Source organism: Citrobacter sp. Cpo100 (assembly GCF_030332595.1).
Lineage (GTDB): Bacteria > Pseudomonadota > Gammaproteobacteria > Enterobacterales > Enterobacteriaceae > Citrobacter > Citrobacter portucalensis.
In genome coordinates, this window is record NZ_JAOWHM010000011.1 from 82,652 (window position 1) to 107,073 (window position 24,422).

At 53.1% G+C, this 24,422-nt stretch carries 23 protein-coding genes; 8 read left to right on the forward strand and 15 right to left on the reverse strand.

Going from position 1 to position 24,422, the window contains the following annotated elements; translation table 11 throughout:
* Nucleotides 1-79: 79 nt before the first annotated feature.
* Together alr and dnaB are read right to left on the reverse strand one after the other, a co-directional pair.
* Nucleotides 80-1,159, reverse strand: a complete 1,080-nt coding sequence (gene alr / locus OGX96_RS00435) for an alanine racemase (protein WP_198803135.1) — start codon at nucleotides 1,157-1,159, stop codon at nucleotides 80-82.
* 214 nt (nucleotides 1,160-1,373) lie between these two features.
* Complete coding sequence (gene dnaB, locus OGX96_RS00440) at nucleotides 1,374-2,789, reverse strand: replicative DNA helicase (protein WP_003826610.1); 1,416 nt, start codon at nucleotides 2,787-2,789, stop codon at nucleotides 1,374-1,376.
* 64 nt (nucleotides 2,790-2,853) lie between these two features.
* Between dnaB and OGX96_RS00445 the strand changes: the two genes are divergently transcribed.
* Nucleotides 2,854-3,837 (forward strand): quinone oxidoreductase, encoded by a 984-nt coding sequence (locus OGX96_RS00445; protein ID WP_198803133.1) that lies wholly within the window; start codon nucleotides 2,854-2,856, stop codon nucleotides 3,835-3,837.
* Nucleotides 3,838-4,016: 179 nt separating this feature from the next.
* Here OGX96_RS00445 and pspG read toward each other — a convergent pair whose 3' ends face one another.
* The 3 genes from pspG to OGX96_RS00460 all read right to left on the reverse strand — a co-directional run bounded on the left by pspG (nucleotide 4,017) and on the right by OGX96_RS00460 (nucleotide 5,987).
* Nucleotides 4,017-4,259 carry an envelope stress response protein PspG gene (gene pspG / locus OGX96_RS00450; RefSeq protein WP_003031713.1) on the reverse strand — a complete coding sequence of 81 codons (243 nt, stop codon included), beginning with the start codon at nucleotides 4,257-4,259 and terminating at the stop codon, nucleotides 4,017-4,019.
* Between the two features lie 133 nt (nucleotides 4,260-4,392).
* Nucleotides 4,393-5,391, reverse strand: a complete 999-nt coding sequence (dusA, locus tag OGX96_RS00455) for a tRNA dihydrouridine(20/20a) synthase DusA (RefSeq protein WP_048236349.1) — start codon at nucleotides 5,389-5,391, stop codon at nucleotides 4,393-4,395.
* 107 nt (nucleotides 5,392-5,498) lie between these two features.
* The gene (locus OGX96_RS00460; protein WP_003031710.1) at nucleotides 5,499-5,987 is read right to left on the reverse strand and encodes a cupin domain-containing protein; all 489 of its coding nucleotides are present in this window, start codon (nucleotides 5,985-5,987) and stop codon (nucleotides 5,499-5,501) included.
* 115 nt (nucleotides 5,988-6,102) lie between these two features.
* Between OGX96_RS00460 and zur the strand changes: the two genes are divergently transcribed.
* Nucleotides 6,103-6,621: a zinc uptake transcriptional repressor Zur gene (zur, locus tag OGX96_RS00465; RefSeq protein WP_003031709.1), complete on the forward strand. Its 519-nt coding sequence runs from the start codon at nucleotides 6,103-6,105 to the stop codon at nucleotides 6,619-6,621.
* A 49-nt stretch (nucleotides 6,622-6,670) separates the two neighbouring features.
* On the opposite strand, the gene OGX96_RS00470 is transcribed toward zur, so the two are convergent.
* The 4 genes from OGX96_RS00470 to OGX96_RS00485 form a co-directional block, all read right to left on the reverse strand.
* On the reverse strand, nucleotides 6,671-6,880 hold the full coding sequence (locus tag OGX96_RS00470) for a CsbD family protein (RefSeq protein WP_003031706.1): 210 nt from the start codon (nucleotides 6,878-6,880) through the stop codon (nucleotides 6,671-6,673).
* 136 nt (nucleotides 6,881-7,016) lie between these two features.
* The gene (gene dinF, locus OGX96_RS00475; RefSeq protein ID WP_191226531.1) at nucleotides 7,017-8,336 is read right to left on the reverse strand and encodes an MATE family efflux transporter DinF; all 1,320 of its coding nucleotides are present in this window, start codon (nucleotides 8,334-8,336) and stop codon (nucleotides 7,017-7,019) included.
* A gap of 131 nt (nucleotides 8,337-8,467) precedes the next feature.
* Nucleotides 8,468-9,076, reverse strand: a complete 609-nt coding sequence (lexA, locus tag OGX96_RS00480; RefSeq protein WP_286581976.1) for a transcriptional repressor LexA — start codon at nucleotides 9,074-9,076, stop codon at nucleotides 8,468-8,470.
* Between the two features lie 109 nt (nucleotides 9,077-9,185).
* Nucleotides 9,186-9,554 (reverse strand): diacylglycerol kinase, encoded by a 369-nt coding sequence (locus OGX96_RS00485; protein ID WP_003826594.1) that lies wholly within the window; start codon nucleotides 9,552-9,554, stop codon nucleotides 9,186-9,188.
* A 170-nt stretch (nucleotides 9,555-9,724) separates the two neighbouring features.
* On the opposite strand from OGX96_RS00485, the gene plsB reads away from it, so the two are divergent.
* A complete protein-coding gene (gene plsB, locus OGX96_RS00490; RefSeq protein WP_008786919.1) occupies nucleotides 9,725-12,145 on the forward strand; it encodes a glycerol-3-phosphate 1-O-acyltransferase PlsB in 2,421 nt (806 codons plus the stop codon).
* A gap of 55 nt (nucleotides 12,146-12,200) precedes the next feature.
* Here the strand turns inward: plsB and ubiA are convergent, their stop codons facing one another.
* From ubiA to malK, 5 genes are all read right to left on the reverse strand, one after another.
* Complete coding sequence (ubiA, locus tag OGX96_RS00495) at nucleotides 12,201-13,073, reverse strand: 4-hydroxybenzoate octaprenyltransferase (protein ID WP_003826589.1); 873 nt, start codon at nucleotides 13,071-13,073, stop codon at nucleotides 12,201-12,203.
* Between the two features lie 13 nt (nucleotides 13,074-13,086).
* Nucleotides 13,087-13,584: a chorismate lyase gene (gene ubiC, locus OGX96_RS00500; RefSeq protein ID WP_003826587.1), complete on the reverse strand. Its 498-nt coding sequence runs from the start codon at nucleotides 13,582-13,584 to the stop codon at nucleotides 13,087-13,089.
* Nucleotides 13,585-13,764: 180 nt separating this feature from the next.
* Complete coding sequence (malM, locus tag OGX96_RS00505; protein ID WP_220394532.1) at nucleotides 13,765-14,712, reverse strand: maltose operon protein MalM; 948 nt, start codon at nucleotides 14,710-14,712, stop codon at nucleotides 13,765-13,767.
* A gap of 113 nt (nucleotides 14,713-14,825) precedes the next feature.
* On the reverse strand, nucleotides 14,826-16,166 hold the full coding sequence (locus tag OGX96_RS00510) for a maltoporin (protein WP_048215133.1): 1,341 nt from the start codon (nucleotides 16,164-16,166) through the stop codon (nucleotides 14,826-14,828).
* A gap of 91 nt (nucleotides 16,167-16,257) precedes the next feature.
* Nucleotides 16,258-17,367: a maltose/maltodextrin ABC transporter ATP-binding protein MalK gene (malK, locus tag OGX96_RS00515; protein ID WP_048215134.1), complete on the reverse strand. Its 1,110-nt coding sequence runs from the start codon at nucleotides 17,365-17,367 to the stop codon at nucleotides 16,258-16,260.
* A 360-nt stretch (nucleotides 17,368-17,727) separates the two neighbouring features.
* On the opposite strand from malK, the gene malE reads away from it, so the two are divergent.
* The 4 genes from malE to xylE all read left to right on the forward strand — a co-directional run bounded on the left by malE (nucleotide 17,728) and on the right by xylE (nucleotide 23,298).
* Nucleotides 17,728-18,918, forward strand: a complete 1,191-nt coding sequence (gene malE, locus OGX96_RS00520) for a maltose/maltodextrin ABC transporter substrate-binding protein MalE (protein ID WP_286581981.1) — start codon at nucleotides 17,728-17,730, stop codon at nucleotides 18,916-18,918.
* A 130-nt stretch (nucleotides 18,919-19,048) separates the two neighbouring features.
* Nucleotides 19,049-20,593, forward strand: coding sequence for a maltose ABC transporter permease MalF (gene malF / locus OGX96_RS00525; protein WP_100271648.1), 1,545 nt, complete (start codon nucleotides 19,049-19,051; stop codon nucleotides 20,591-20,593).
* A gap of 14 nt (nucleotides 20,594-20,607) precedes the next feature.
* Entirely contained in the window at nucleotides 20,608-21,498 is an 891-nt protein-coding gene (gene malG / locus OGX96_RS00530) for a maltose ABC transporter permease MalG (protein WP_003826575.1), read from the forward strand.
* 324 nt (nucleotides 21,499-21,822) lie between these two features.
* Nucleotides 21,823-23,298 (forward strand): D-xylose transporter XylE, encoded by a 1,476-nt coding sequence (gene xylE / locus OGX96_RS00535; protein ID WP_286581984.1) that lies wholly within the window; start codon nucleotides 21,823-21,825, stop codon nucleotides 23,296-23,298.
* 45 nt (nucleotides 23,299-23,343) lie between these two features.
* Here the strand turns inward: xylE and psiE are convergent, their stop codons facing one another.
* A complete protein-coding gene (gene psiE, locus OGX96_RS00540) occupies nucleotides 23,344-23,754 on the reverse strand; it encodes a phosphate-starvation-inducible protein PsiE (RefSeq protein ID WP_003031674.1) in 411 nt (136 codons plus the stop codon).
* Nucleotides 23,755-23,892: 138 nt separating this feature from the next.
* Here psiE and OGX96_RS00545 point away from each other — a divergent pair, with 138 nt between their 5' ends.
* Nucleotides 23,893-24,345, forward strand: coding sequence for an acyltransferase (locus OGX96_RS00545; RefSeq protein ID WP_008786912.1), 453 nt, complete (start codon nucleotides 23,893-23,895; stop codon nucleotides 24,343-24,345).
* The last annotated feature ends 77 nt before the right edge of the window (nucleotides 24,346-24,422 follow it).

A 24,422-nucleotide genomic window follows, 5' to 3' on the forward strand; every position in this document is an offset into this window, starting at 1 on the left:
AAGTGGGAGAAGATCGAGAGGATGTTGAGAGGAATATTGCCGGAAGGCGGCGTAACCACCTGTCCGGCACATCATGCTGCTAATCGATATACTTCATCGCTACCCTTGAGGTCAGGCGCGTAATAAGTTCGTAAGCACTTACTTTCGTCATTTCAGCAATGTGTTCAACGGGCAAGCCCTCGCCCCACAGAATCACCGAATCGCCGGCTTTATCCTGCGCTTCGGGGCCTAAATCGACGCAGATCATATCCATCGCGACGCGACCGACGATCGGCACTTCACGGCCATTGACCAGTACCGGCGTCCCCGAAGGCGCTGCGCGCGGGTAACCATCGCCATAGCCCATCGCTACCACGCCAAGACGCGTGTCGCGCTCACTCAGCCAGGTTCCACCATAACCAACCGGCTCGCCCGCTTTGTGCTCACGCACCGCAATCAGGCTTGAGGTCAGCGACATTACCGGCTGGCAGCCAAAATCAGCGCCGATGGAGTGATTTTCCAGTGGCGATACGCCATACAGAATCAGCCCCGGACGCGCCCAGTCGAAGTGAGACTGCGGCCACAGCAAAATACCACCCGACGCGGCAATCGAACGCTGCCCCGGTTTGCCTTCACAAAAACTGTTGAAGATATCGAGCTGTTTTTCGGTCGCGCCACACTCAGGCTCGTCCGCACGAGCAAAGTGGCTGACGATATTGACCGGCTGGCGCACGTTTTCACACTGTGTTAAGCGCTGATAAAACGCCTCGGCCTGCTCAGGGCGTACGCCCAGGCGATGCATACCGGTATCGAGCTTCATCCAGACGGTAACGGGTTCAGCCAGTTTAGCGGCTTCCAGAGCTTCGAGCTGCTCCTGGTTGTGGACGGCAGTATGCAGGCGCTGCGCGGAAATAGTCGGCAGATCGGAGGCATCAAAAAATCCCTCCAGCAGCAGGATGGGCTGCGTGATCCCTCCCGCTCGCAAGCGCAGGGCTTCTTCAAGACGAGCAACACCAAAAGCGTCCGCATCGGGGAGCGTTCGCGCGGTCTCTAACAGACCATGGCCGTAGGCGTTCGCTTTCACGACCGCAACCAGTTTGCTGGCTGGAGCCAGTTCACGCAGACGTTGCAGGTTGTGTCGCAGAGCGCGGCGGTTAATAACTACAGTTGCCGCTTGCATTTGTATTCCTTAATAAAAGAATTTCCTAAATCATTCGTGTTGCAGGACAAAAACGCTTTGGCGTTTTTGAACAGCGCCTGCGCTGGCCCCGAAGGGGCGAGGACGCAGTCCAAGTCACGCGACAAGCCAGAGAATCCCCGGGAGCTTAGTAAACTAAGTGACTGGGGTGAACGGGCGTAGTCAACGCATCTGCAGCATGAAGGATGACGGAGATTTATTCGTCGTCGTATTGTGGACCCGCATAGTTATCGAAGCGCGACCACTGACCGTTAAACGTCAGGCGCACCGTACCGATCGGGCCGTTACGTTGCTTACCAATAATGATTTCTGCGATCCCTTTCAGGTCGCTGTTTTCGTGATAAACCTCATCACGATAGATAAACATGATTAAGTCGGCATCCTGCTCGATGGAGCCGGACTCACGCAGATCCGAGTTGACCGGACGCTTGTCGGCACGTTGTTCCAGAGAGCGGTTAAGCTGCGACAGCGCCACCACCGGTACATGCAGTTCTTTCGCTAACGCTTTCAGCGAGCGGGAAATTTCAGCAATTTCCAGCGTACGGTTGTCGGAAAGCGACGGCACGCGCATCAGCTGCAGGTAGTCGATCATGATAAGTCCGATACCGCCGTGTTCACGGGCGATACGACGGGCACGCGAACGCACTTCCGTTGGCGTCAGGCCGGAAGAGTCATCAATATAGATGTTTCGTTTCTCCAGCAAAATACCCATTGTTCCGGAAATTCGCGCCCAGTCCTCATCATCCAGTTGACCGGTACGGATTTTAGTTTGGTCTACGCGTGAGAGCGAGGCCAGGGAACGCATCATGATCTGTTCTGAGGGCATTTCAAGACTAAAGATAAGAACCGGCTTATCCTGCAGCATCGCCGCGTTTTCCACGAGGTTCATTGCAAATGTCGTTTTACCCATCGACGGACGCGCGGCGACAATAATTAAGTCTGACGGCTGCAAACCAGCAGTCTTTTTATTGAGGTCGTCATAACCGGTGTTCACCCCGGTGACGCCGTCGTGCGGTTGCTGGAACAACTGCTCGATACGCGCGACGGTGGCGTCGAGCACGTCAGTAATATTTTTCGGGCCTTCGTCTTTATTAGCGCGGCTTTCCGCGATTTTAAAGACACGGGATTCTGCAAGGTCCAACAGATCTTCACTGGAGCGTCCTTGCGGATCAAAACCGGCTTCCGCGATTTCGTTTGCAACTGAAATCATGTCACGAACAACGGCGCGTTCGCGGACGATATCCGCATAAGCGCTAATGTTCGCCGCACTTGGCGTGTTTTTAGACAACTCAGCCAGGTAAGCAAAACCGCCGACGCTGTCCAGTTGTCCCTGAACTTCCAGCGACTCTGCCAGTGTGATCAGATCGATGGGTTTTCCCATCTCCTGCAGGCGATGCATTTCCGTGAAGATATGCCGGTGCGGACGGGTATAAAAATCTTCCGCCACCACACGCTCGGCGACATCGTCCCAGCGTTCGTTATCCAGCATTAAACCGCCCAACACCGACTGTTCCGCTTCAATCGAGTGCGGCGGTACTTTCAGCCCGGCGACCTGGGGATCGCGCTCACGAGCATCAGTCTGTTGTTTGTTGAAGGGTTTATTTCCTGCCATAGTGAATGGAGTTACCGAGATAATGATTGGGTCGAAAGATTACCACATTTCTTTTGGAGGAAGCATGGCAACACGTATTGAATTTCACAAGCATGGTGGCCCTGATGTACTCAAGGCGGTGGAGTTTACGCCCGTAGACCCGGCGGAAAACGAAATCCAGGTCGAGAACAAAGCGATTGGGATCAACTATATCGACACCTACATCCGCAGTGGTCTTTATCCACCGCCTTCCCTGCCCAGCGGGCTGGGTACCGAAGCCGCCGGCGTAGTCAGCAAAGTTGGCAGCAAAGTGACACACATTAAAGCTGGCGATCGCGTGGTGTACGCCCAGTCTGCTCTTGGCGCCTACAGCTCAGTGCATAACGTTCCGGCCGATAAAGCCGCCATCCTGCCTAACGCTATCTCGTTTGAACAAGCTGCCGCCTCGTTTCTTAAAGGGCTAACCGTTTTTTATCTGTTACGTAAAACCTATGAAATTCAACCTGATGAGCCGTTTTTGTTCCATGCGGCTGCGGGCGGCGTCGGCATGATTGCCTGCCAGTGGGCAAAAGCATTGGGTGCGAAGCTGATAGGTACCGTCGGCAGTGCGCAAAAAGCGCAAATTGCGCTGCAGGCTGGCGCATGGCAGGTCATTAACTATCGTGAAGAGAGCATTGTTGAGCGAGTGAAAGAGGTAACTGGCGGTAAAAAAGTGCGGGTGGTGTATGACTCGGTGGGGAAAGATACCTGGGAAGCCTCGCTGGATTGTTTGCAGCGCCGGGGACTAATGGTCAGCTTTGGTAATGCTTCCGGGCCGGTTACTGGCGTGAACTTAGGCATTCTGAACCAGAAAGGTTCGCTATACGTGACCCGTCCTTCTCTACAGGGTTACATCACCAATCACAGCGAATTAACCGAAGCCAGCAATGAGCTTTTCTCGCTGATTGCCAGCGGAGTGATCAAAGTGGATGTCGCGCCTGGTCAAACGTTCGCACTGCACGATGCACAGCGTGCTCATGAAGTACTGGAAAGCCGTGCCACGCAGGGATCGAGTTTGCTAATTCCTTAAGATGACGGGGAAAGAAAGAATTAGGGCTTCCCGCAGGAAGCCCTTTCTTTTTTTAGTTCGGCTGTATGTAGGGTACAGCTCGATGAATTCGTTAACCTGGCAATAGTGACAGATTTGATAATCAATTCCTATTTGGTTCTAAAGGCAATGTTGCAGGTTGTGACGTACCGCTCAATACCTTAGTAAAACCGGCGGTTATTGCGCTGATACTGTGGGACTTTTGGCGCTTTTATCGCCTTGATCACCCACACCACGGCAACAGCCAGTAGCAGCCAGGGCAACAGTTTAATCATCAAGGCAAATAGTCCGCCCAGAAACATCACGGCGGTGGCTACGACCAATGCAGCCAGAACGCCCAGCAAAGATACGCCGGTGACCATCAGCATGATAAAAAATCCAATCACAAAAAGTAGTTCCAGCATGGCTCTCTCCCGAAATGAAATTCTCTCCATTGCTTTACAAGAAACATGCCAAAATTAATGCGTTGATTTATAAAGAAAACGCCCCGCGACAAAGCGCAGGGCGTGGTGAAATTAACTAACTTTTGGTGAAAACTTAACGCTTGTCTGCCACCAGCTTCAGCGCGTGCTCCAGAACGTTAATATCTGCCCCGGCTTTATGTGCATTCTCGCTCAGATAGCGACGCCACTGGCGCGCACCGGGAATACCCTGAAACAGCCCCAACATATGGCGTGTCACATGTCCCAAATAGGTTCCCTTACTCAGTTCACGCTCAATATACGGGTACATGGCACGCACCACGGCGACTGGATCGGTATCTTCGGTGGTAGCTGCAAAAATCTCGCGGTCAACGGACGCCAGAATGCCTGGGTTTTGATACGCCTCACGCCCCACCATCACGCCATCCATATGTTGCAGATGAATTTTCGCTTCTTCCAACGATTTAATGCCGCCGTTGATCGACATCGTCAGATGCGGAAAATCACGCTTTAACTGATAAACACGGTCATAATCCAGCGGTGGAATTTCGCGGTTTTCTTTCGGGCTTAACCCGGACAGCCAGGCCTTGCGGGCGTGAATGATAAACATCTCACATTCGCCTTTGCCAGATACCGTGTTGATGAAATCGCAGAGGAATTCGTAGCTGTCCTGGTCATCAATGCCGATACGAGTTTTCACCGTTACCGGAATCGACACCACGTCGCGCATTGCTTTGATGCAATCGGCGACCAGTTGCGCATTCCCCATCAGGCAGGCGCCAAACATACCATTCTGTACGCGGTCGGAAGGACAACCCACGTTGAGATTGATTTCGTCATAGCCCCGCTGTTCAGCGAGCTTAGCACACTGCGCCAGCGCAGCCGGATCGCTCCCGCCCAGTTGCAACGCGACCGGATGTTCTTCTTCGCTATACGCCAGATAATCGCCTTTACCATGAATGATTGCCCCAGTGGTTACCATCTCCGTATAGAGCAGCGTCTGGCTGGACAGTAAGCGCAAAAAGTAGCGGCAGTGTCTGTCCGTCCAGTCGAGCATCGGCGCGATAGAAAAACGATGAGCGGGAAAAGCGGTAGACTGAGATTCAGGCAGCATGGCGAATATTCAAGCATCCGGTTAAAAAAGGGGCGCTACTATAGCATAGACCGTTACGATAGTGAGCCACATCCTCGCGGCTCACTCCCCCTGACCCTAAACAAAAGCTATTTACGCCCCGGTTTTCCGTCGTGAGATCCAAAAAACTGCGGCGGATGGTCGACCCAGCGATCCTCACGTGTAGCGGCATAGACCGGGTTAAGCGGATAATAAATGCGGTTGTATTTTTTGTTCGCCTCACCCACGACTAACAGGCGCACCTCTTCACTGGTGTTATTGATAAAGGTATGGCACACGCCTGTACCTGCCGGGAAACCGACGCTGTCACCCGGTTCCAGCTTCCATAAATACCCGTTAATCCAGGCCTCAGGATAACCTTCCAGCACGTAGATAAATTCTTCCTCATCGCTTTCGGCGTGCGGGTACGAGGTACGCCGACCCGGCGGCAGGCGTTCATGATGAATGCCGAGTCGTCCTAACCCCAACTTGCGGGCAAGCGGCGCGCCAATAGCAAATAGCTCATCGCTGTCAGGATAAGTGGAGTCATCAGCCCCCTCAACCTCACGCCAGTGGCGAATACAATCGGGTCTTTTCATGGTTTTTTTCCAGTATTGCGATGCGTCAGGTATAGCACACCGCGGTGGATCTCGGTGTTTTAAGCAGAACATGTTAAAGTAAGGGATTAACCTTCCACGCAAATCGAGGCGCCAAATGGACAAAACCACTACGCAAGAGTTATTGGCTCAAGCTGAAAAACTCTGCGCGCAACGCAACGTGCGGCTTACGCCACAACGCCTCGAAGTACTGCGCCTGATGAGCCTGCAGGAAGGTGCGATCAGCGCCTATGACCTGCTCGACCTGTTGCGGGAAACTGAGCCGCAGGCTAAGCCACCTACCGTATATCGTGCGCTCGATTTTCTGCTGGAACAAGGTTTCGTGCACAAGGTGGAATCCACCAACAGCTATGTGCTTTGTCATCTGTTCGATCAGCCAACCCACAGTTCAGCAATGTTCATTTGCGACCGCTGTGGCGTGGTAAAAGAAGAGTGTGCGGAAGGCGTGGAAGACATCATGCATACACTAGCAGCAAAAATGGGCTTTGCACTGCGGCATAACGTTATTGAAGCCCACGGGCTGTGTCCGGCCTGTGTGGAAGTTGAATCTTGCCGCCATCCTGGCGAGTGCCAGCATGACCATACGATTCAGGTGAAGAAGAAAGTTGGGCGCTAGGTAAGCGGGAAGAGCGTACATCCTTGTACTCTCAGGAGGGAAGGGTTAATTACCAGCGGTAATCATTACGTTTTTCCCAATCGTTAACTTCTTTCTCCGCCTGATCTTTCGCGTAACCGTAACGCTCCTGGACTTTACCGACCAGTTGGTCACGTTTACCTTCAATGACCGTCATATCATCATCGGTCAGTTTGCCCCATTGCTCTTTCACTTTACCTTTAAACTGCTTCCAGTTGCCGCCGACTTCGTCTTTATTCATCATCAAGTCCTCATCGTTAGGTTGTGAATAGCGAGAGTGCCATGTCCAGACACATGCTGTTTTTGCTGGACGTGAGAATAAGTGTAGTCAGTGATTCTGGGTTTTATTTACTATTCGGAATTTTTAACCATCCCGCTCAGGCAAACCAGGTTCCATTACGCCAGTGACGTCGCCAGATAAAGGCCAGTGAAAGCCCGCGCAACGCCAGGAAAACGGTTAACGCCAACCACAAGCCATGATTTCCCAGCCACGGCAAAGTCAGCAGCGTTAATGCGAATCCTGTGGCGGCAACGGCCATACTGTTGCGCATTTCTGCCGCGCGCGTCGCGCCAATAAACATTCCGTCGAGCAGATAACACCAGACACCCACCAGCGGTAACACCACCTGCCAGAAAAGATAGCGATCGGCCAGCTGTTGGATCTGCGGCAGCGAGGTCAGCAGCGCAACAATCTGCTCGCCAAACAGGGCATAAACAAACGAAAACAAAATAGCCACAATACCGGACTGTCGGCAGGCCGCCCGCCAGACGTCCAGCAACTGGCTACCATCTCGCGCCCCATAGGCCTGGCCCGAATGCGCTTCCACGGCATAGGCAAATCCATCCAGCGCGTAGGCGGTAAAGGTTAGCAGGGTCATCAGAACGGCATTAACCGCAATGATATCGCCTCCCAGACGCGCACCCAGCACCGTGATAGCGCCAAAACAGAGCTGCAGCAGCAGCGAGCGCAACATGATGTCACGGTTAAGTGCCAACAAACGGCGGAAGTTGCCACGCCACGCCTGCTTCAGCATTGCCAGCGAAATTCCGCGCATATGCAGGACTTTGCGCACCATCATCAGGCCGATCAGCAAGGTGGCATATTCAGCAATCACCGTTGCCAGTGCCGCACCTTGCACGTTCATATGCAGGCCCATCACCAGCCATATATCGAGCACAATGTTGAGAATATTACCGACAATCAACAAGATAACCGGCGCACGCGCATACTGAACGCCAAGCAGCCAGCCGAGCAGCACCAGATTCGCCAGCGAGGCGGGTGCGCTTAACCAGCGAATTTCGAGGAAACGTCGGGCCTGCTCCAGTACCGCTTCACTTCCGCCAACAATGTGCAGAGCCAGATCGATAATCGGCGTACGAAAAAGTGCGATAAGCAACCCTGCTCCCAGCGCCAGCATGAGCGGCTGCACCAGTGCGCGCGCCAGCGCCTGCGGATTTTTCGCACCAAATGCCTGGGCGGTAAGACCGGTGGTGCTCATGCGCAAAAAAAGCAGCAGCATAAAAAGAAAACTGGTTGCCGTAGCACCAACCGCAACACCGCCAAGATAGACCGGACTATCCAGATGACCAATCACCGCGGTATCCACCAGTCCCAGCAGGGGAACAGTGATATTGGAGAAGATCATCGGTAAGGCGAGGTGCCAGAGTGCTTTATCAGAAGAGGTAAAGAAAGGCATACAGGAGGGCCTGAGAAGAAGTTAGACGTACTGGATAATGTGATGCAGGCCCGGCAAGCGCAGCGCTACCGGGCACGTTGCCGGATGGCGACGTCATCGTCTTATCCGGCCTACAGGGATTCAACAGAAAATTACAGCCATTCACCGTTACGGATGACGCCTACTGCCAGCCCTTCAATAGTGAAGTTTTGTTCGCGCAGGTCGACAACGATAGGTTTGAATTCGCTGTTTTCTGGCAGGAGTTCAACCTTGTTTCCCTGCTTTTTCAGGCGCTTAACCGTGACTTCATCATCAATACGGGCAACAACAACCTGGCCGTTACGCACGTCCTGGGTTTTATGCACAGCGAGTAAATCACCGTCCATAATCCCGATATCTCTCATCGACATACCGCTAACGCGCAGCAGAAAATCGGCGTTCGGTTTGAACAGTGAAGGATCGACCTGATAGTGGCCTTCAATGTGCTGCTGCGCCAAAAGTGGCTCACCGGCTGCCACGCGACCAACAAGCGGTAACCCTTCTTCTTCTTCCTGCAACAGTCGAATACCGCGCGATGCGCCGGATACAATTTCCAGCACACCTTTACGCGCCAGCGCTTTCAGGTGTTCTTCAGCTGCGTTTGGGGAACGGAACCCCAAACGCTGCGCGATCTCCGCACGCGTCGGTGGCATACCTGTCTGGCTGATGTGATCTCTAATGAGATCAAACACCTCTTGTTGCCTGGCCGTTAACGCTTTCATTCCGCCCCCTGGGTGTATATACAGTTATGCTGTGAGTATATACAGCTAAAGGCGATTTTGGAACCGCAAACTGCACAAAAAACAGGAGATTTATGCAGTTGTGGAAGCCTTATCGCAAATGCGACCACAACAGGATGCCCCAGGTGATTAGAGCGACAAAAATAGACAGCAATACCGCAGCCGACCCCATATCTTTCGCCCGACCGGAAAGTTCGTGGTACTCAGAACCAATACGATCAACTACCGCTTCAATCGCACTGTTGAGGATTTCAACGATCATCACCAGCATCACAGAACCGATCAACAACACGCGGGTAATTGCATCAACATCCAGCCAGCAGGCGATGGCGACGCCCAGCAGGACGGCAACACTTTCCTGACGGAATGCCGCCTCATTAATCCATGCGGCGCGAAAACCTTTCCAGGAATAACCTGCAGCTTTGATAATTCGGGTGAATCCAGTGGTATTATTGGCCATCAAAAAGAACCTTTTTACATTATTAGCGTCAATGTCATTGTAACGTTACCCCGTTTGTTCAGGGTGTGGCAAAGCAGCGCGAAGTATGACCGGATACCACAGAAATTCACTAAACTTTCTGATATCCTTGCAGCGCATTTGCATTATTAACCAGAGGCTTTACATCGTTTATGTCCGGCTGGCCACGAATTTACTACAAATTACTGAATTTACCATTAAGCGTCCTGGTAAAAAGCAAGTCTATTCCAGCAGAACCTGCTCCGGAATTGGGACTCGATACTTCGCGTCCCATTATGTACGTCCTACCGTACAATTCGAAAGCAGACTTGCTGACGCTGCGTGCCCAATGTCTGGTGCACGACCTCCCCGATCCCCTGGAACCACTAGAGATAGACGGAACGCTGTTACCGCGCTACGTGTTTATTCACGGCGGTCCGCGTGTATTCACCTATTACACGCCGAAAGAAGAGTCCATCAAGCTGTTCCACAACTATCTCGACTTGCATCGCAGCAATCCGGATCTGGATGTGCAGATGGTGCCAGTTTCGGTGATGTTTGGCCGTGCGCCAGGGCGTGAAAAAGGCGAGGTCAATCCGCCGTTACGTATGCTAAACGGCGTACAGAAATTTTTTGCGGTGTCCTGGCTGGGTCGCGACAGTTTTGTCCGCTTCTCTCCGTCGGTCTCTCTGCGCCGTATGGCGGATGAACATGGTACGGATAAGATCATTGCTCAGAAGCTGGCACGCGTGGCGCGTATGCACTTTGCTCGCCAGCGTCTGGCCGCTGTCGGCCCGCGCCTCCCTGCCCGCCAGGATCTGTTTAATAAGCTGTTAGCTTCAAAAGCGATCGCTCGTGCAGTAGAAGATGAAGCGCGCAGTAAAAAAATCTCCCACGAAAAAGCGCAGCAAAATGCCATTGCGCTGATGGAAGAGATTGCCGCCAACTTCTCCTACGAAATGATTCGCTTGACGGACCGTATTCTGGGCTTTACCTGGAACCGTCTGTATCAGGGGATTAACGTTCACAATGCTGAACGTGTACGCCAGTTGGCGCACGATGGGCATGAAATCGTGTACGTTCCGTGCCACCGCAGCCATATGGACTATATGCTGCTGTCGTACGTTCTGTACCACCAGGGTCTGGTGCCGCCGCACATCGCAGCCGGTATCAACCTGAACTTCTGGCCCGCGGGTCCGATTTTCCGCCGTCTGGGCGCGTTCTTTATTCGTCGTACCTTCAAGGGCAACAAGCTCTATTCCACCGTATTCCGTGAATACCTGGGCGAGCTGTTCAGCCGTGGTTACTCGGTTGAGTACTTTGTCGAAGGGGGCCGTTCACGTACCGGTCGTCTGCTCGACCCGAAAACCGGCACGCTGTCGATGACTATTCAGGCGATGCTGCGCGGCGGTACGCGCCCGATTACCCTCGTTCCTATTTACATCGGCTATGAGCACGTAATGGAAGTGGGCACCTACGCAAAAGAGCTGCGTGGCGCGACGAAAGAGAAAGAAAGTCTGCCGCAAATGCTGCGTGGCTTAAGCAAGCTGCGTAACCTGGGTCAGGGCTACGTCAACTTTGGTGAACCAATGCCATTGATGACTTACCTCAACCAGCATGTGCCGGAGTGGCGTGAATCTATTGACCCTATCGAGTCTATCCGCCCGGCCTGGCTGACGCCGACGGTGAATAACATTGCCGCCGATTTGATGGTGCGCATTAACAACGCAGGCGCGGCCAACGCCATGAACCTGTGCTGTACTGCTTTACTGGCCTCCCGCCAGCGCTCTCTGACCCGTGAACAGCTGACCGAACAACTCGACTGCTACCTGAGCCTGCTGCGCAACGTGCCGTATGCTGCGGATTCGACTGTGCCGGCGCAGAGCGCCAGTGAACTGATCGACCACGCCTTGCAGATGAACAAGTTTGAGGTCGAGAAAGACACCATCGGTGACATCATTATTCTGCCGCGCGAGCAGGCGGTCTTGATGACTTACTACCGCAATAACATTGCGCATATGCTGGTTCTGCCTTCGTTGATGGCAGCCATTGTGACTCAGCATCGTCGTATTTCACGCGCCGCGTTGCAGCAGCATATTGATGCGCTGTACCCGATGTTAAAAGCGGAGCTGTTCTTACGCTGGGAGCGTGATGAGCTTGCCGGAGTGATTGACGAACTGGCCAGCGAAATGCAGCGCCAGGGACTCATCACCCTGACCGATGACGAACTGCATATCAATCCAGCCCGCTCCCGCACGCTACAGCTGTTGGCGGCAGGTGCTCGCGAGACGTTGCAGCGCTACGCCATTACCTTCTGGCTGCTGAGCGCGAACCCGTCCATCAACCGTGGCACGCTGGAGAAAGAAAGCCGCACCGTGGCGCAACGCCTCTCAGTGTTGCACGGCATTAACGCGCCGGAATTCTTCGATAAAGCCGTGTTCAGCTCTCTGGTGCTGACGCTGCGTGACGAGGGATTCATCAGCGATACCGGAGATGCCGAACCGGAAGAGACGATGAAGATCTATCAGATGCTGGCCGAACTGGTCACGTCAGATGTGCGTCTGACCATCGAGAGCGCCACTCAGGGCGAGTAAGCATAAAAAAACCGGTCGGAATGACCGGTTTTTTATTTTGCAGGCGAAGCCAAAATCAAAAATGCCAGTAGCTCATTGCCAGGCCTAAGAACAGCACCAGACCGACGTAGTTATTGTTCATAAACGCTTTAAAGCAGGCATCACGTTCACGGTTGACGATCAGTTTCTGCTGATAGACAAACAGCGCGCCCGCCACCAGCAGAGACCAGTAATAGCCCAGTCCCAACCCGTTTAACCAGCCCACCAGCGCCATCAGCACCAGCACGCCTACCTGCAAAATACCAATAATCAGCTTGTCGTTCTGACCGAACAGGATCGCGGTCGATTTAATGCCGATCTTCAGGTCATCATCCCGGTCAACCATGGCATACTGCGTATCATAAGCCACCGCCCAGAGAATATTCGCAAGGAACATCAGCCAGCAGCTCAGCGGTACGGATTCACTCACGGCGGCGAACGCCATCGGGATCGACCAGCCAAACGCCGCCCCCAGCACCACCTGCGGCAGATGCGTATAGCGCTTCATAAACGGGTAAACCCACGCTAATGCTAATGCCGCAACGGACAACAAAATGGTCATCGTGTTGAGGGTCAAAACCAGCAGGAAGGCCAGCAGCACCAGTACCACAAACAGCGTTCGGGCTTCTTTCTCGGTGACAGCCCCACTCGGCAGCGGTCGATTCGCGGTGCGTTTGACGTGCCCGTCAAATTTCCTGTCGGCATAATCATTCACCACGCATCCGGCGGCGCGCATTAACCAAACGCCAGCGACAAAAACCGCCAGGATCCACAGTTGCGGCATGCCTGGGGTCGCCACCCACAGAGCCCACAGCGTAGGCCAGAGCAGCAGTAAGGCGCCGATTGGCTTATCCGTACGCATCAAGCGGTGAAACGCCAGCAGCTTATTCTGCGTCAGACTCCACTCCATCTTTATCTTCCTCTCAGTACAACGGCGACGCAGGCAGAAAAAGCTCGGTAAGCATCAGTGGCTTACCGCTCAGCCGCAGGCGGGAACGACGCCCCCACAGCGCTGCATCGCGGCCAATCTCAATAAAATCTCGGGTCAATGTCGATGACGTAAACAGGTAGCGTCCGAGCGGGGTTTTCCCCAGGTTCTGTAAGGCCAGTTCAGGGCCGCACAAGGTTGATTCAGGCACCACAGTCCGTCCGGCAAGCCAGGGTTCACCATCCGCGCATAACAGGATTTCACGTAACCAATAACGAGACTCTTTAGGCAGCAGCGTCAGTTCTTCAGCCACCTCATTTTGCCCAACGAATTCTTCGCGAATCAACGTTACGGTGACCTTTTTCCCCTGCTGCTCAAAACGTTTGGTCATGGAATCTTCCAGTAACAACCAGTCGAGCAGTTGGGCGTCCAGCGCCGGGATCGCATCAAAATAACGCAGCGCACGCAGTTGCGTTAACGCAGGGTGTGGCATGCCTTACTCTCCGATTTATAACCTAAAGGCATTGTATCGCAGAAAAGGCATTACGGGGTGAGCAAACACGATTAAGTGATCGGTAGGGCAACATAAGTGTAACAATTCGCACCGAAGGATAAAAAAAGGTGCGCCAGGAGACGCACCAGTTGTTGCAAAATCAACAATGTGGGGAGATGTTTACCCCTTGCCTTTTACACTGCTGATAAAGGTGGATCGGGCAGATTTGGATCCCAGACGTTCCGCTTCATCAAGCAGCTTCAGCGCTTTATCAACATCGCCTTTTGCAACTGCATCCTTAATCGCCTGATTAAAATAGCTTTCCGTGTCGTTCAGCATTGGCTCGCTTTTCTTCACCGGCTGCGGCGCTGGAGCGGCAACGGCTGCCGCCGGAGCCGCATAAGTCACTGCAGGCGCTGCGGTATTGCCGACAGTGACAGGGCCAGGGCCGGAAGAACCGAACAGCGGCCCGACCAGCACGCTGGAGGAGGAGCTGGTTTTGACTTTCAGTTTCAGCAGACCATCGGTGGTATGACGCGCGATCGGGTCAGGGATATCAGGAACAGCGTTACCTACCCCCTTGGCATAGGCTTTTGCCGGGTCGAGCAGGGTCGTGGTCTGCTGGAGATCTTTATCTGTGGTAAAGACCAGAACATACAGTTTTTGCTGGCCCAGCGCTGGCGTCAAACGCATTACGCCTTCCAGACGATCGGCACTCATCACGCCGGGTTCCTGGTAGGTGAAGTAGCTGCTGGGAAAGAACGCAGATGGCGTCATGTTTTGGTCAAGAATTAAGACGTTTGGCGCAAATACGCTGGTTTGTTTGTTCACTTCACTGGCCAGCGTCAGCGTCAACTCGCCAATATTCGCCGGTACGCTATAGGCCGCGACCGGGCCAGTAATACCAGCAACATCTAAACGCTGACCTGCATTGGCAAGCTGCGTGGACTGAGTTTTAGATTGATCAACGGGCGTCCAGGTTAACTGTTGCAGCGCCGCAGTGGGAATGGTTGGGGCCGCGGTAGTATTCTGCGGAACAATATTTACATCGGCCAGGCTGATGCCAGGCGCGCTGGCAAATAACCCTGCAGATAAACAAAGGGCAACGAGACTTTTCTTCATTTTCATTGTTATCACCTCAGATAGCATGGGTTCAGCGGTGGCCAGGCAATAGCGCGCTAAACCGTAATCAAGAGGGGCTTGCGCCCCTCTTTCGGTCTTTACGTCAGGTTAGTGCTGAATTACCACCAGATTTCCATCTGAGCACCGAAGGACCACTCATCGCTGTCGCCACGGCTGGTTGTGCTGATACCAGAGTTCGTTGCAGCTGCGTATTTAGATACGTTGTTACCATTTTTGATGTAACCCCACTCTTCATCCCATTTTGCATAGGTTGCGAAAACACGGATTGCCGGACGAGACCAGATGCTGTCGCCAGCCTGCCATTGTTGCGCCAGGGTGATTTTGTACTGGCTGTTGCGATCGCTGGTCTGCTGAGATTTGACGTTGTCGTAGCCGACTTCCAGCAGGGTGCTCATGATTGGCGTCCATTTATACATCGGGCGAATACCGACGGTGTACCATTCGGTCCCCAGGTCGTTATCCATATCGAGGTTCTGGTACATACCGACGTACATCAGGTCCCATTTGTCGCCAAGGGAAATTGCACCGTGGTCAAGCACGCGGAACAGGCTACCGTTGTTATTCACAACATTGTTGGCATAGTTCACGCCATCAATAGTAATGCTAGATGAGCCGTAGGAACCTTGAGACAGGCCTTTGCCCTGAGTGGTCATGGAATCTGTCGCGTACTGAACCACAAACTTGTTGTAGCCCTTCAGCATGCTCTGGGTATGTTCAGCGGTGAACATCCAACCGTCTTTAGATGCGCCGTCTGCCAGGCTGTAGTCGTCGGTGGTGTTAGCACGACCGTAGTCGACGCCCAGCTCCAACATACCATCCGGGTTAGTAGCCATCTGCGCTAAACGAACGTCAAATACATCGTTCGCGGTGTCTTTGGTACGGTCATAGATATTCTGGCTGCTGAACGCGTATGAACCGCCCGCTTCCTGAGAACGGGTTGCTGCCAGAGATAGTTTACCGAAGCCCAGATCGATGTTTTCAATACCAGCACCAGGACCTGAAATATCCCAGTAGTAGAAGTCGATCATGTGGACGTCATGACGCTGATAGAAGCGCTTACCGGCCCAGATAGTGGAGCCTGGCAGCCATTCAATCAGGTTTTTACCCTGCACGTTGGCTTCACGGAAGGCCGGGTCAGTCCCTTCCCAGTCATTTTGCTGTGCAACGGAGTAGGCAACGTTAGTGTCGAAGTAGAAGCTCTTATCGCCCTCTTTCCACACTTCCTGACCTAATTTAATTTCCGCATAGGTTTCACATTCGTTACCAAGACGGTATTTACTTTGTGCACCTGTTGCCTGGAAACATTGTTGTTCACCGCCGCTACCTGTCCAGCCAATGCCGGAACGAGCATAACCATGGAAATCCACAGCCATTGCCTGAACAGACATAATGCCTGCTGCTACAGCAACCGCCAGAGGGAGTTTGCGCAGAGTAATCATCGTTCTATCTCCTGAGATCATTGCTTTTCTTTAAACGCTGCCACCTTCTAAAACTGCGAATGGTTTTGCGTTTCGTTTTTTTATGGGGGCCTTAAACGCCCGGCTCTTGGTGCAACCGACGACATGCAGTGCCATCCTCACGGAACAGATGGCAACGCTCTGGCGGCAGGCCGATAGCGAATGTGGCACCCTCTTCTACCAACACCACGTCGTTCTGGCGGTAAACCAGGTTTTGACGGATGGCGGGGATCTGGATATGAATTTGTGTTTCGTGACCAAGCTGCTCGACCACCTGCACTTCACCTTCGAGGGTGACATCGGCGATATCGCTGGGCAGCAGATGTTCCGGGCGGATACCTAAAGACATGTTGGCGCCAACCTGTACCGCATGGCTGTCTACCGGGAGCCATATTTGCTGGCGGTTGGGCAGTTCAACCTGCACCTGATCGATGGCCGTTGCCGTGACTTTCACCGGCAGGAAGTTCATCTTCGGGGAACCAATGAAGCCCGCCACAAAGCGGTCAGCCGGGTAGTGATACAGTTCCAGAGGCTTGCCAACCTGCGCTACGCGACCGGCATCCAGCACCACAATTTTGTCGGCCAGCGTCATCGCTTCGACCTGATCGTGGGTGACGTAAATCATCGTGCGGCCAAGACGTTTATGCAGGCGGGAGATTTCAATACGCATCTGCACGCGCAGAGCGGCGTCGAGGTTCGACAGTGGTTCGTCCAGCAGGAATACGCGCGGTTCGGCGACCAGCGTACGGCCAATCGCCACACGCTGACGTTGTCCACCGGAAAGCGCTTTCGGTTTACGCTCCAGCAGGTGTGCCAGTTGCAGAACTTCCGCAACCTGATTCACGCGCTGGTTCATCACCTCTTTTTTCGCCCCGGCCAGTTTGAGGCCGAACGACATGTTCTCCGCGACAGACAAATGGGGATACAACGCGTAGGACTGAAAGACCATGCCCACACCGCGTTCGGCGGGCGGAATGTCGTTCATCCGGGTCTCCCCGATAAACAGGTCACCACTGGTGATGGTTTCAAGTCCGGCGATCATACGCAGCAAGGTCGACTTACCGCAGCCTGACGGTCCGACAAACACCACGAATTCCCCTTCGTGAATGTCGAGATTGATATCTTTCGATACCACCACGTCACCCCAGGCTTTCGTTACATTTCGTAGCTGTACGCTCGCCATGCCCTTCTCCCTTCGTTACAACCTGTCATCGACAGCAACATTCATGATGGGCTGACTATGCGCGATCCCTTGACTGCGTGAATCCTCCACCCCCCGGCTTTTTTATGGGGGAGGAGGCGGGAGGATGAGAGAGCAGCGTCTGAGACCCGGGCCACCAGCCTCAGAGGAATTTCGTGATGCAGCCTGCAAAAATCGGTGGGTTTTTATGTGCGCCAGTACGCAATACTCACATTTATGTAACACAGATCACATAAAGAGCGGGTGGGGCGTAGGGGTAAGGAGGATGGAAAGAGGTTGTCGTATAAAGAAACTAGTAACCGTTAAGCCACCTCTGCAAAATCACCAAACAGGATGGGAACTATGAAAATCAAAACTGGCGCACGCATCCTCGCATTGTCTGCATTAACGACGATGATGTTTTCCGCCTCGGCTCTCGCCAAGATTGAAGAAGGTAAGCTGGTTATCTGGATTAACGGCGACAAAGGCTATAACGGCCTCGCTGAAGTGGGCAAAAAATTCGAGAAAGACACCGGGATCAAAGTCACCATTGAGCACCCGGACAAACTGGAAGAGAAGTTCCCGCAGGTTGCCGCGACCGGCGACGGCCCGGACATCATCTTCTGGGCGCATGACCGTTTTGGCGGCTACGCTCAGTCTGGCCTGCTGGCTGAAATCACGCCTGACAAAGCGTTCCAGGACAAGCTCTATCCGTTCACCTGGGATGCCGTACGCTATAACGGCAAACTGATTGCCTACCCGATCGCGGTTGAAGCGCTGTCGCTGATTTACAACAAAGACCTCGTTCCAAATCCACCAAAAACCTGGGAAGAAATTCCTGCACTGGATAAAGAGCTGAAGGCGAAAGGTAAATCCGCGCTGATGTTTAACCTGCAAGAACCGTACTTCACCTGGCCGCTGGTTGCCGCCGACGGTGGTTACGCGTTCAAGTTTGAGAACGGTAAGTACGATGTGAAAGACGTGGGCGTGGATAACGCTGGCGCGAAAGCGGGTCTGACCTTCCTGGTTGATCTGATCAAGAACAAACACATGAACGCGGATACCGATTACTCCATCGCCGAAGCGGCCTTTAACAAAGGCGATACCGCGATGACCATCAACGGTCCGTGGGCGTGGTCCAACATCGATAAGAGCAAAATCAACTACGGCGTCACGCTACTGCCAACCTTCAAAGGCAAAGCGTCTAAACCGTTTGTTGGCGTTCTGAGCGCCGGTATCAACGCCGCCAGCCCGAACAAAGAACTGGCGAAAGAGTTCCTCGAAAACTACCTGCTGACCGATCAAGGTCTGGATGAAGTGAACAAGGACAAACCGCTGGGTGCCGTTGCGCTGAAATCCTTCCAGGATCAGTTAGCGAAAGACCCACGTATCGCCGCCACCATGGATAACGCCCAGAAAGGCGAAATCATGCCGAACATCCCACAGATGTCCGCATTCTGGTATGCCGTTCGTACCGCAGTGATCAACGCAGCCAGCGGCCGTCAGACCGTCGATGCCGCACTGAAGGACGCACAGGGTCGTATCACCAAGTAATGCAGTTGTGAACGTGCCGGATGGCGGCATAAATGCCTTATCAGGCCTACAGGGTATGTAGGCCTGATAAGCGCAGCGTCATCAGGCACGCTGACCAACAGGTTTTCATTGTTGTTGAGGATTGAACCCCATGGATGTCATTAAAAAGAAACACTGGTGGCAAAGCGACACGCTGAAATGGTCAGTGATGGGTCTGCTTGGTCTGCTGGTCGGTTACCTTGTTGTTTTGATGTACGCTCAGGGGGAGTACCTGTTTGCCATCATGACGCTGATTTTAAGCTCTGCTGGCCTGTATATTTTCGCTAACCGTAAAGCCTATGCCTGGCGCTATGTTTACCCGGGCGTTGCCGGTATGGGGCTGTTTGTCCTGTTTCCGCTGGTTTGTACGATCGCCATTGCTTTTACCAACTACAGCAGTACCAACCAGCTGACATTTGAACGTGCTCAGGAAGTCCTGATGGATCGTTCGTACCAGGCTGGGAAAACCTACAACTTTGGCCTATATCCGGCGGGTGATGAGTGGCAACTGGCCCTCACCGACGGTGAAACCGGCAAGAATTACCTTTCTGACGCCTTTAAATTTGGCGGCGAGCAGAAACTGCAACTGAAAGAAGCCGAGGCGCTACCGGCAGGCGAACGTGCAACGCTGCGTATCATCACGCAGAATCGCCAGGCGCTTACCCAATTGACCGCCATCCTGCCGGATGAAAGCAAAGTTACCATGAGTTCGCTGCGCCAGTTTTCCGGCACGCAGCCACTCTATACGCTCGCTGAAGACGGTACGCTCACCAACAGCCAGAGCGGCGTAAAATACCGCGCCAACAACGATATTGGTTATTATCAGGCGATTAACGCTGACGGTAGCTGGGGTAGCGAAAAACTCAGCCCGGGCTACACCGTTGCCATCGGCTGGGATAACTTCACCCGCGTGTTTACCGACGAAGGCATCCAGAAACCGTTCTTCGCCATCTTCGTCTGGACGGTGGTCTTCTCGGTACTGACCGTTATTTTGACCGTTGCCGTGGGCATGGTGCTGGCCTGCCTCGTACAGTGGGAGTCTCTCAAAGGCAAAGCGATTTACCGCGTCCTGCTGATTCTTCCGTATGCCGTACCGTCGTTTATCTCGATTCTGATTTTCAAGGGCTTATTCAACCAGAGCTTTGGTGAAATCAACATGATGCTGAGCGCGCTGTTTGGCATCAAACCGGCCTGGTTCAGCGACCCAACCACCGCGCGTTCGATGATTATTATCGTCAACACCTGGCTCGGTTATCCATACATGATGATCCTGTGCATGGGTCTGCTGAAAGCGATTCCTGACGACCTGTATGAAGCCTCGGCGATGGATGGCGCAGGTCCGTTCCAGAACTTCTTTAAGATAACGCTACCGCTGTTGATTAAGCCGCTGACGCCGCTGATGATCGCCAGCTTCGCCTTTAACTTTAACAACTTCGTGCTGATTCAGTTGTTGACCAACGGTGGTCCGGACCGTCTTGGTACCACCACACCAGCCGGTTATACCGACCTGCTCGTAAGCTACACCTACCGTATCGCCTTTGAAGGCGGCGGTGGTCAGGACTTCGGTCTGGCGGCGGCGATTGCCACGCTGATCTTCCTGCTGGTTGGTGCGCTGGCGATTGTGAACCTGAAAGCCACACGTATGAAGTTTGATTAAGGGAGATAACGACAATGGCAATGGTCCAACCGAAATCACAAAAGTTACGTTTATTCGCAACGCACTTAGGGCTGCTGATTTTTATCGCGGCGATCATGTTCCCGCTGCTGATGGTTATCGCTATCTCGCTGCGCGAAGGTAACTTTGCCACCGGCAGCCTGATCCCGGAAAACATCTCCTGGGAACACTGGAAACTGGCGCTGGGCTTTAGCGTTGAACACGCGGATGGCCGTGTGACGCCACCGCCGTTCCCGGTACTGTTATGGCTGTGGAACTCGGTGAAAGTGGCCAGCATTACCGCGATCGGTATCGTGACGCTTTCCACTACCTGTGCTTACGCCTTTGCCCGTATGCGTTTCCCGGGCAAAGCAACCCTGCTGAAAGGGATGCTGATTTTCCAGATGTTCCCGGCGGTGCTGTCTCTGGTCGCGTTGTATGCTTTGTTTGATCGCCTGGGCCAGTACATTCCGTTTATCGGCCTGAACACGCACGGCGGCGTGATCTTCGCCTACCTCGGCGGTATTGCGCTGCATGTATGGACGATTAAGGGCTATTTCGAAACTATCGACGGCTCACTGGAAGAAGCGGCCGCGCTGGATGGCGCTACGCCGTGGCAGGCATTCCGCCTGGTGCTGTTGCCGCTTTCCGTTCCGATTCTGGCGGTCGTGTTTATTCTGTCTTTCATTGCCGCTATTACCGAAGTACCGGTCGCGTCACTGCTGCTGCGTGATGTGAACAGCTATACCCTTGCGGTAGGTATGCAGCAGTACCTCAACCCACAGAACTATTTGTGGGGCGACTTTGCCGCCGCGGCTGTACTTTCAGCCATTCCGATCACTCTGGTGTTCTTGCTGGCGCAGCGCTGGCTAGTCAACGGTCTGACCGCGGGTGGTGTGAAAGGTTAAGTTTTACCGAAGTACCTGCCCGGCAACGGGCAATGCCACTGCAACCCTCAACTTATGTTATCCCAACCTGTGACTGTTATTCGGCGCTCTACGGAGCGCCCTTTTTTTATGTTATTTTGCATCACTGTTACGATTATTTCCTTTCGTGCTCTCCATCACTGCAATTCTATTTCCTGTCTGAATATAGATAAATTAAACAGAATTAAGATCACAGAAAAGACAAAACGTAATTGCAATGTAAAAAATGATAATTGTCTTCCCTGCCTGTTAAATTCAACATCACGGCACTGATCAAAAGAGCTGTATCCTCTAAGGCAGGTCTGAATGAACTCTCAATATAATTCCAGTTATATTTTTTCGATTACATTAGTGGCAACGTTAGGAGGGCTATTATTCGGCTACGACACTGCGGTCATATCCGGAACGGTAGAATCCCTGAATACCGTGTTTGTCGCGCCACAACATTTAAGTGAATCCGCCGCCAACTCGCTGTTGGGCTTTTGCGTCGCCAGTGCGTTGATAGGCTGCATCATCGGCGGTGCACTGGGCGGCTATTGCAGTAACCGGTTTGGCCGCCGGGACTCGCTGAAAATCGCGGCTCTGCTGTTCTTTATTTCCGGTATTGGTTCCGCCTGGCCGGAATTAGGCTTTACGACGATTAATCCTGATAATTCCGTACCTGTTTATTTGGCCGGATACGTTCCCGAATTTGTTATTTATCGTATCATTGGTGGTATTGGCGTAGGTTTAGCCTCAATGCTCTCACCAATGTATATTGCTGAACTGGCACCCGCACATATTCGTGGCAAACTGGTGTCATTTAACCAATTCGCCATTATTTTTGGTCAACTGTTGGTGTATTGCGTTAACTATTTTATCGCCCGTTCTGGCGACGCTAACTGGTTGAATACCGATGGCTGGCGCTATATGTTTGCGTCCGAAAGTATTCCCGCCCTACTGTTTTTACTGCTGCTGTACACCGTGCCAGAAAGCCCGCGCTGGCTGATGGCGCGTGGCAGACACGAGCAGGCGGAAGGTATTCTGCGCAAAATTATGGGCAGCACCCTCGCCACCCAGGCCATGCAGGAGATCAATCAGTCTCTGGACCATGGTCGTAAAACCGGTGGTCGCCTGCTGATGTTTGGCGCAGGCGTTATCGTCATCGGCGTAATGCTGTCTATCTTCCAGCAATTCGTCGGTATTAACGTCGTACTCTACTACGCCCCAGAGGTGTTTAAAACGCTGGGAGCCAGCGCCGATGTGGCACTGTTACAGACCATCATTGTTGGCGTGATCAACCTGAGCTTTACCGTGCTGGCAATCATGACGGTGGATAAATTTGGTCGCAAACCGCTGCAGATTATTGGCGCTCTGGGCATGGCCATTGGTATGTTCAGCCTCGGTACCGCGTTTTATACCCAGGCTTCCGGGCTGGTTGCACTGCTGTCGATGCTGTTTTACGTCGCCGCATTCGCCATGTCCTGGGGACCGGTTTGCTGGGTGCTGCTGGCAGAAATCTTCCCCAATGCGATTCGCGGCAAAGCGCTCGCCATTGCGGTGGCCGCACAATGGCTGGCGAACTATTTCGTCTCCTGGACCTTCCCGATGATGGACAAAAATTCGTGGCTGGTTTCCCATTTCCACAACGGTTTCTCCTACTGGATTTACGGTTGTATGGGGATTCTGGCGGCGCTGTTTATGTGGAAGTTTGTACCGGAAACCAAAGGCAAAACGCTGGAAGAACTTGAAGAACTGTGGGAACCCGCCGCAGAGAAAACCCAGCCTGCGTCTGCGCAGTAATCCTGACCTGCAACACGCCGCAGCCCGATTGCGGCGTGTTGTCTTTTACTCTCGCTTCAGCCGTTTTGAATTACACAGCCACAAGGTGATCACCAGCAGCAGGATCGCCGCGGAATAGATCAGCACATCCATCGGTGCTTTATGATCGACAATGATCAACCGCACAATCGCGGTGATCCCGATATAAACAAAATAGCGCAACGGAAAGTGAAACCCCGACTGAAAGTACTTCACAATCAGCGCGATAAATTCAAAATAGAGGAAGTAAACCACCAGCCCTTCCACCAGCTCATACTTGCTGGTTTGTTCCGGCGCGAACAGCACATCCGCCAGATGCAGCGTTTCTTTCCCGAGGAATACAACCAGGATCAGGCCCAGACTCAGCAGTCCCAGATTCAACACGGTCTGTAAGATGGTGGAGATAAACTCCACGCGCGGACGAGATAGCGACGTCATAACAGCACCTCTTACTCAGTGGCGAGGTTCCTGTATAACGCAAAAATGTGACAGAGATCTACATTTTTTGTTTATGTTTTGTGCAAGAAAGGTCAGCGGGGAATGATGAATGTCACGACACATTTCACAGGATGAAGTATGCAGCTAAGACAATCCGCTGTACGCAACGTTACCTGCGGTGAAAACGTGGTGATTTATGAACCCGCAAATCTCTACAACTGCACATTGGGTGACAACGTTTTTGTCGGGCCATTTGTTGAAATCCAGGGTAATACGCAAATTGGCGCAGACAGCAAAATTCAGTCGCACACTTTCATCTGCGAATATGTCACCCTGGGCGCCCGCTGTTTTATCGGTCATGGCGTGATGTTCGCCAACGATATGTTTCGCGAAGGAAAACCCAACGCCGACCGCAACAGTTGGGGAAGAATTTCGATTGGCAACGATGTCTCAATCGGCAGTGGAGCGACCATTCTGGCGGTCACCATCTGCGATGGCGCGGTCATCGGTGCGGGGAGCGTGGTGACCAAATCGATCACCGAGAAAGGCGTGTATGCAGGAAACCCGGCAAAATTATTGCGTCGCCTGTAACTTGCCTGCTGACGGCGCAAATGCCTTATCCGGCCTGCAGTACAGGCAGTTTGTAGGCCGGATAAGCGTAGCGCCAT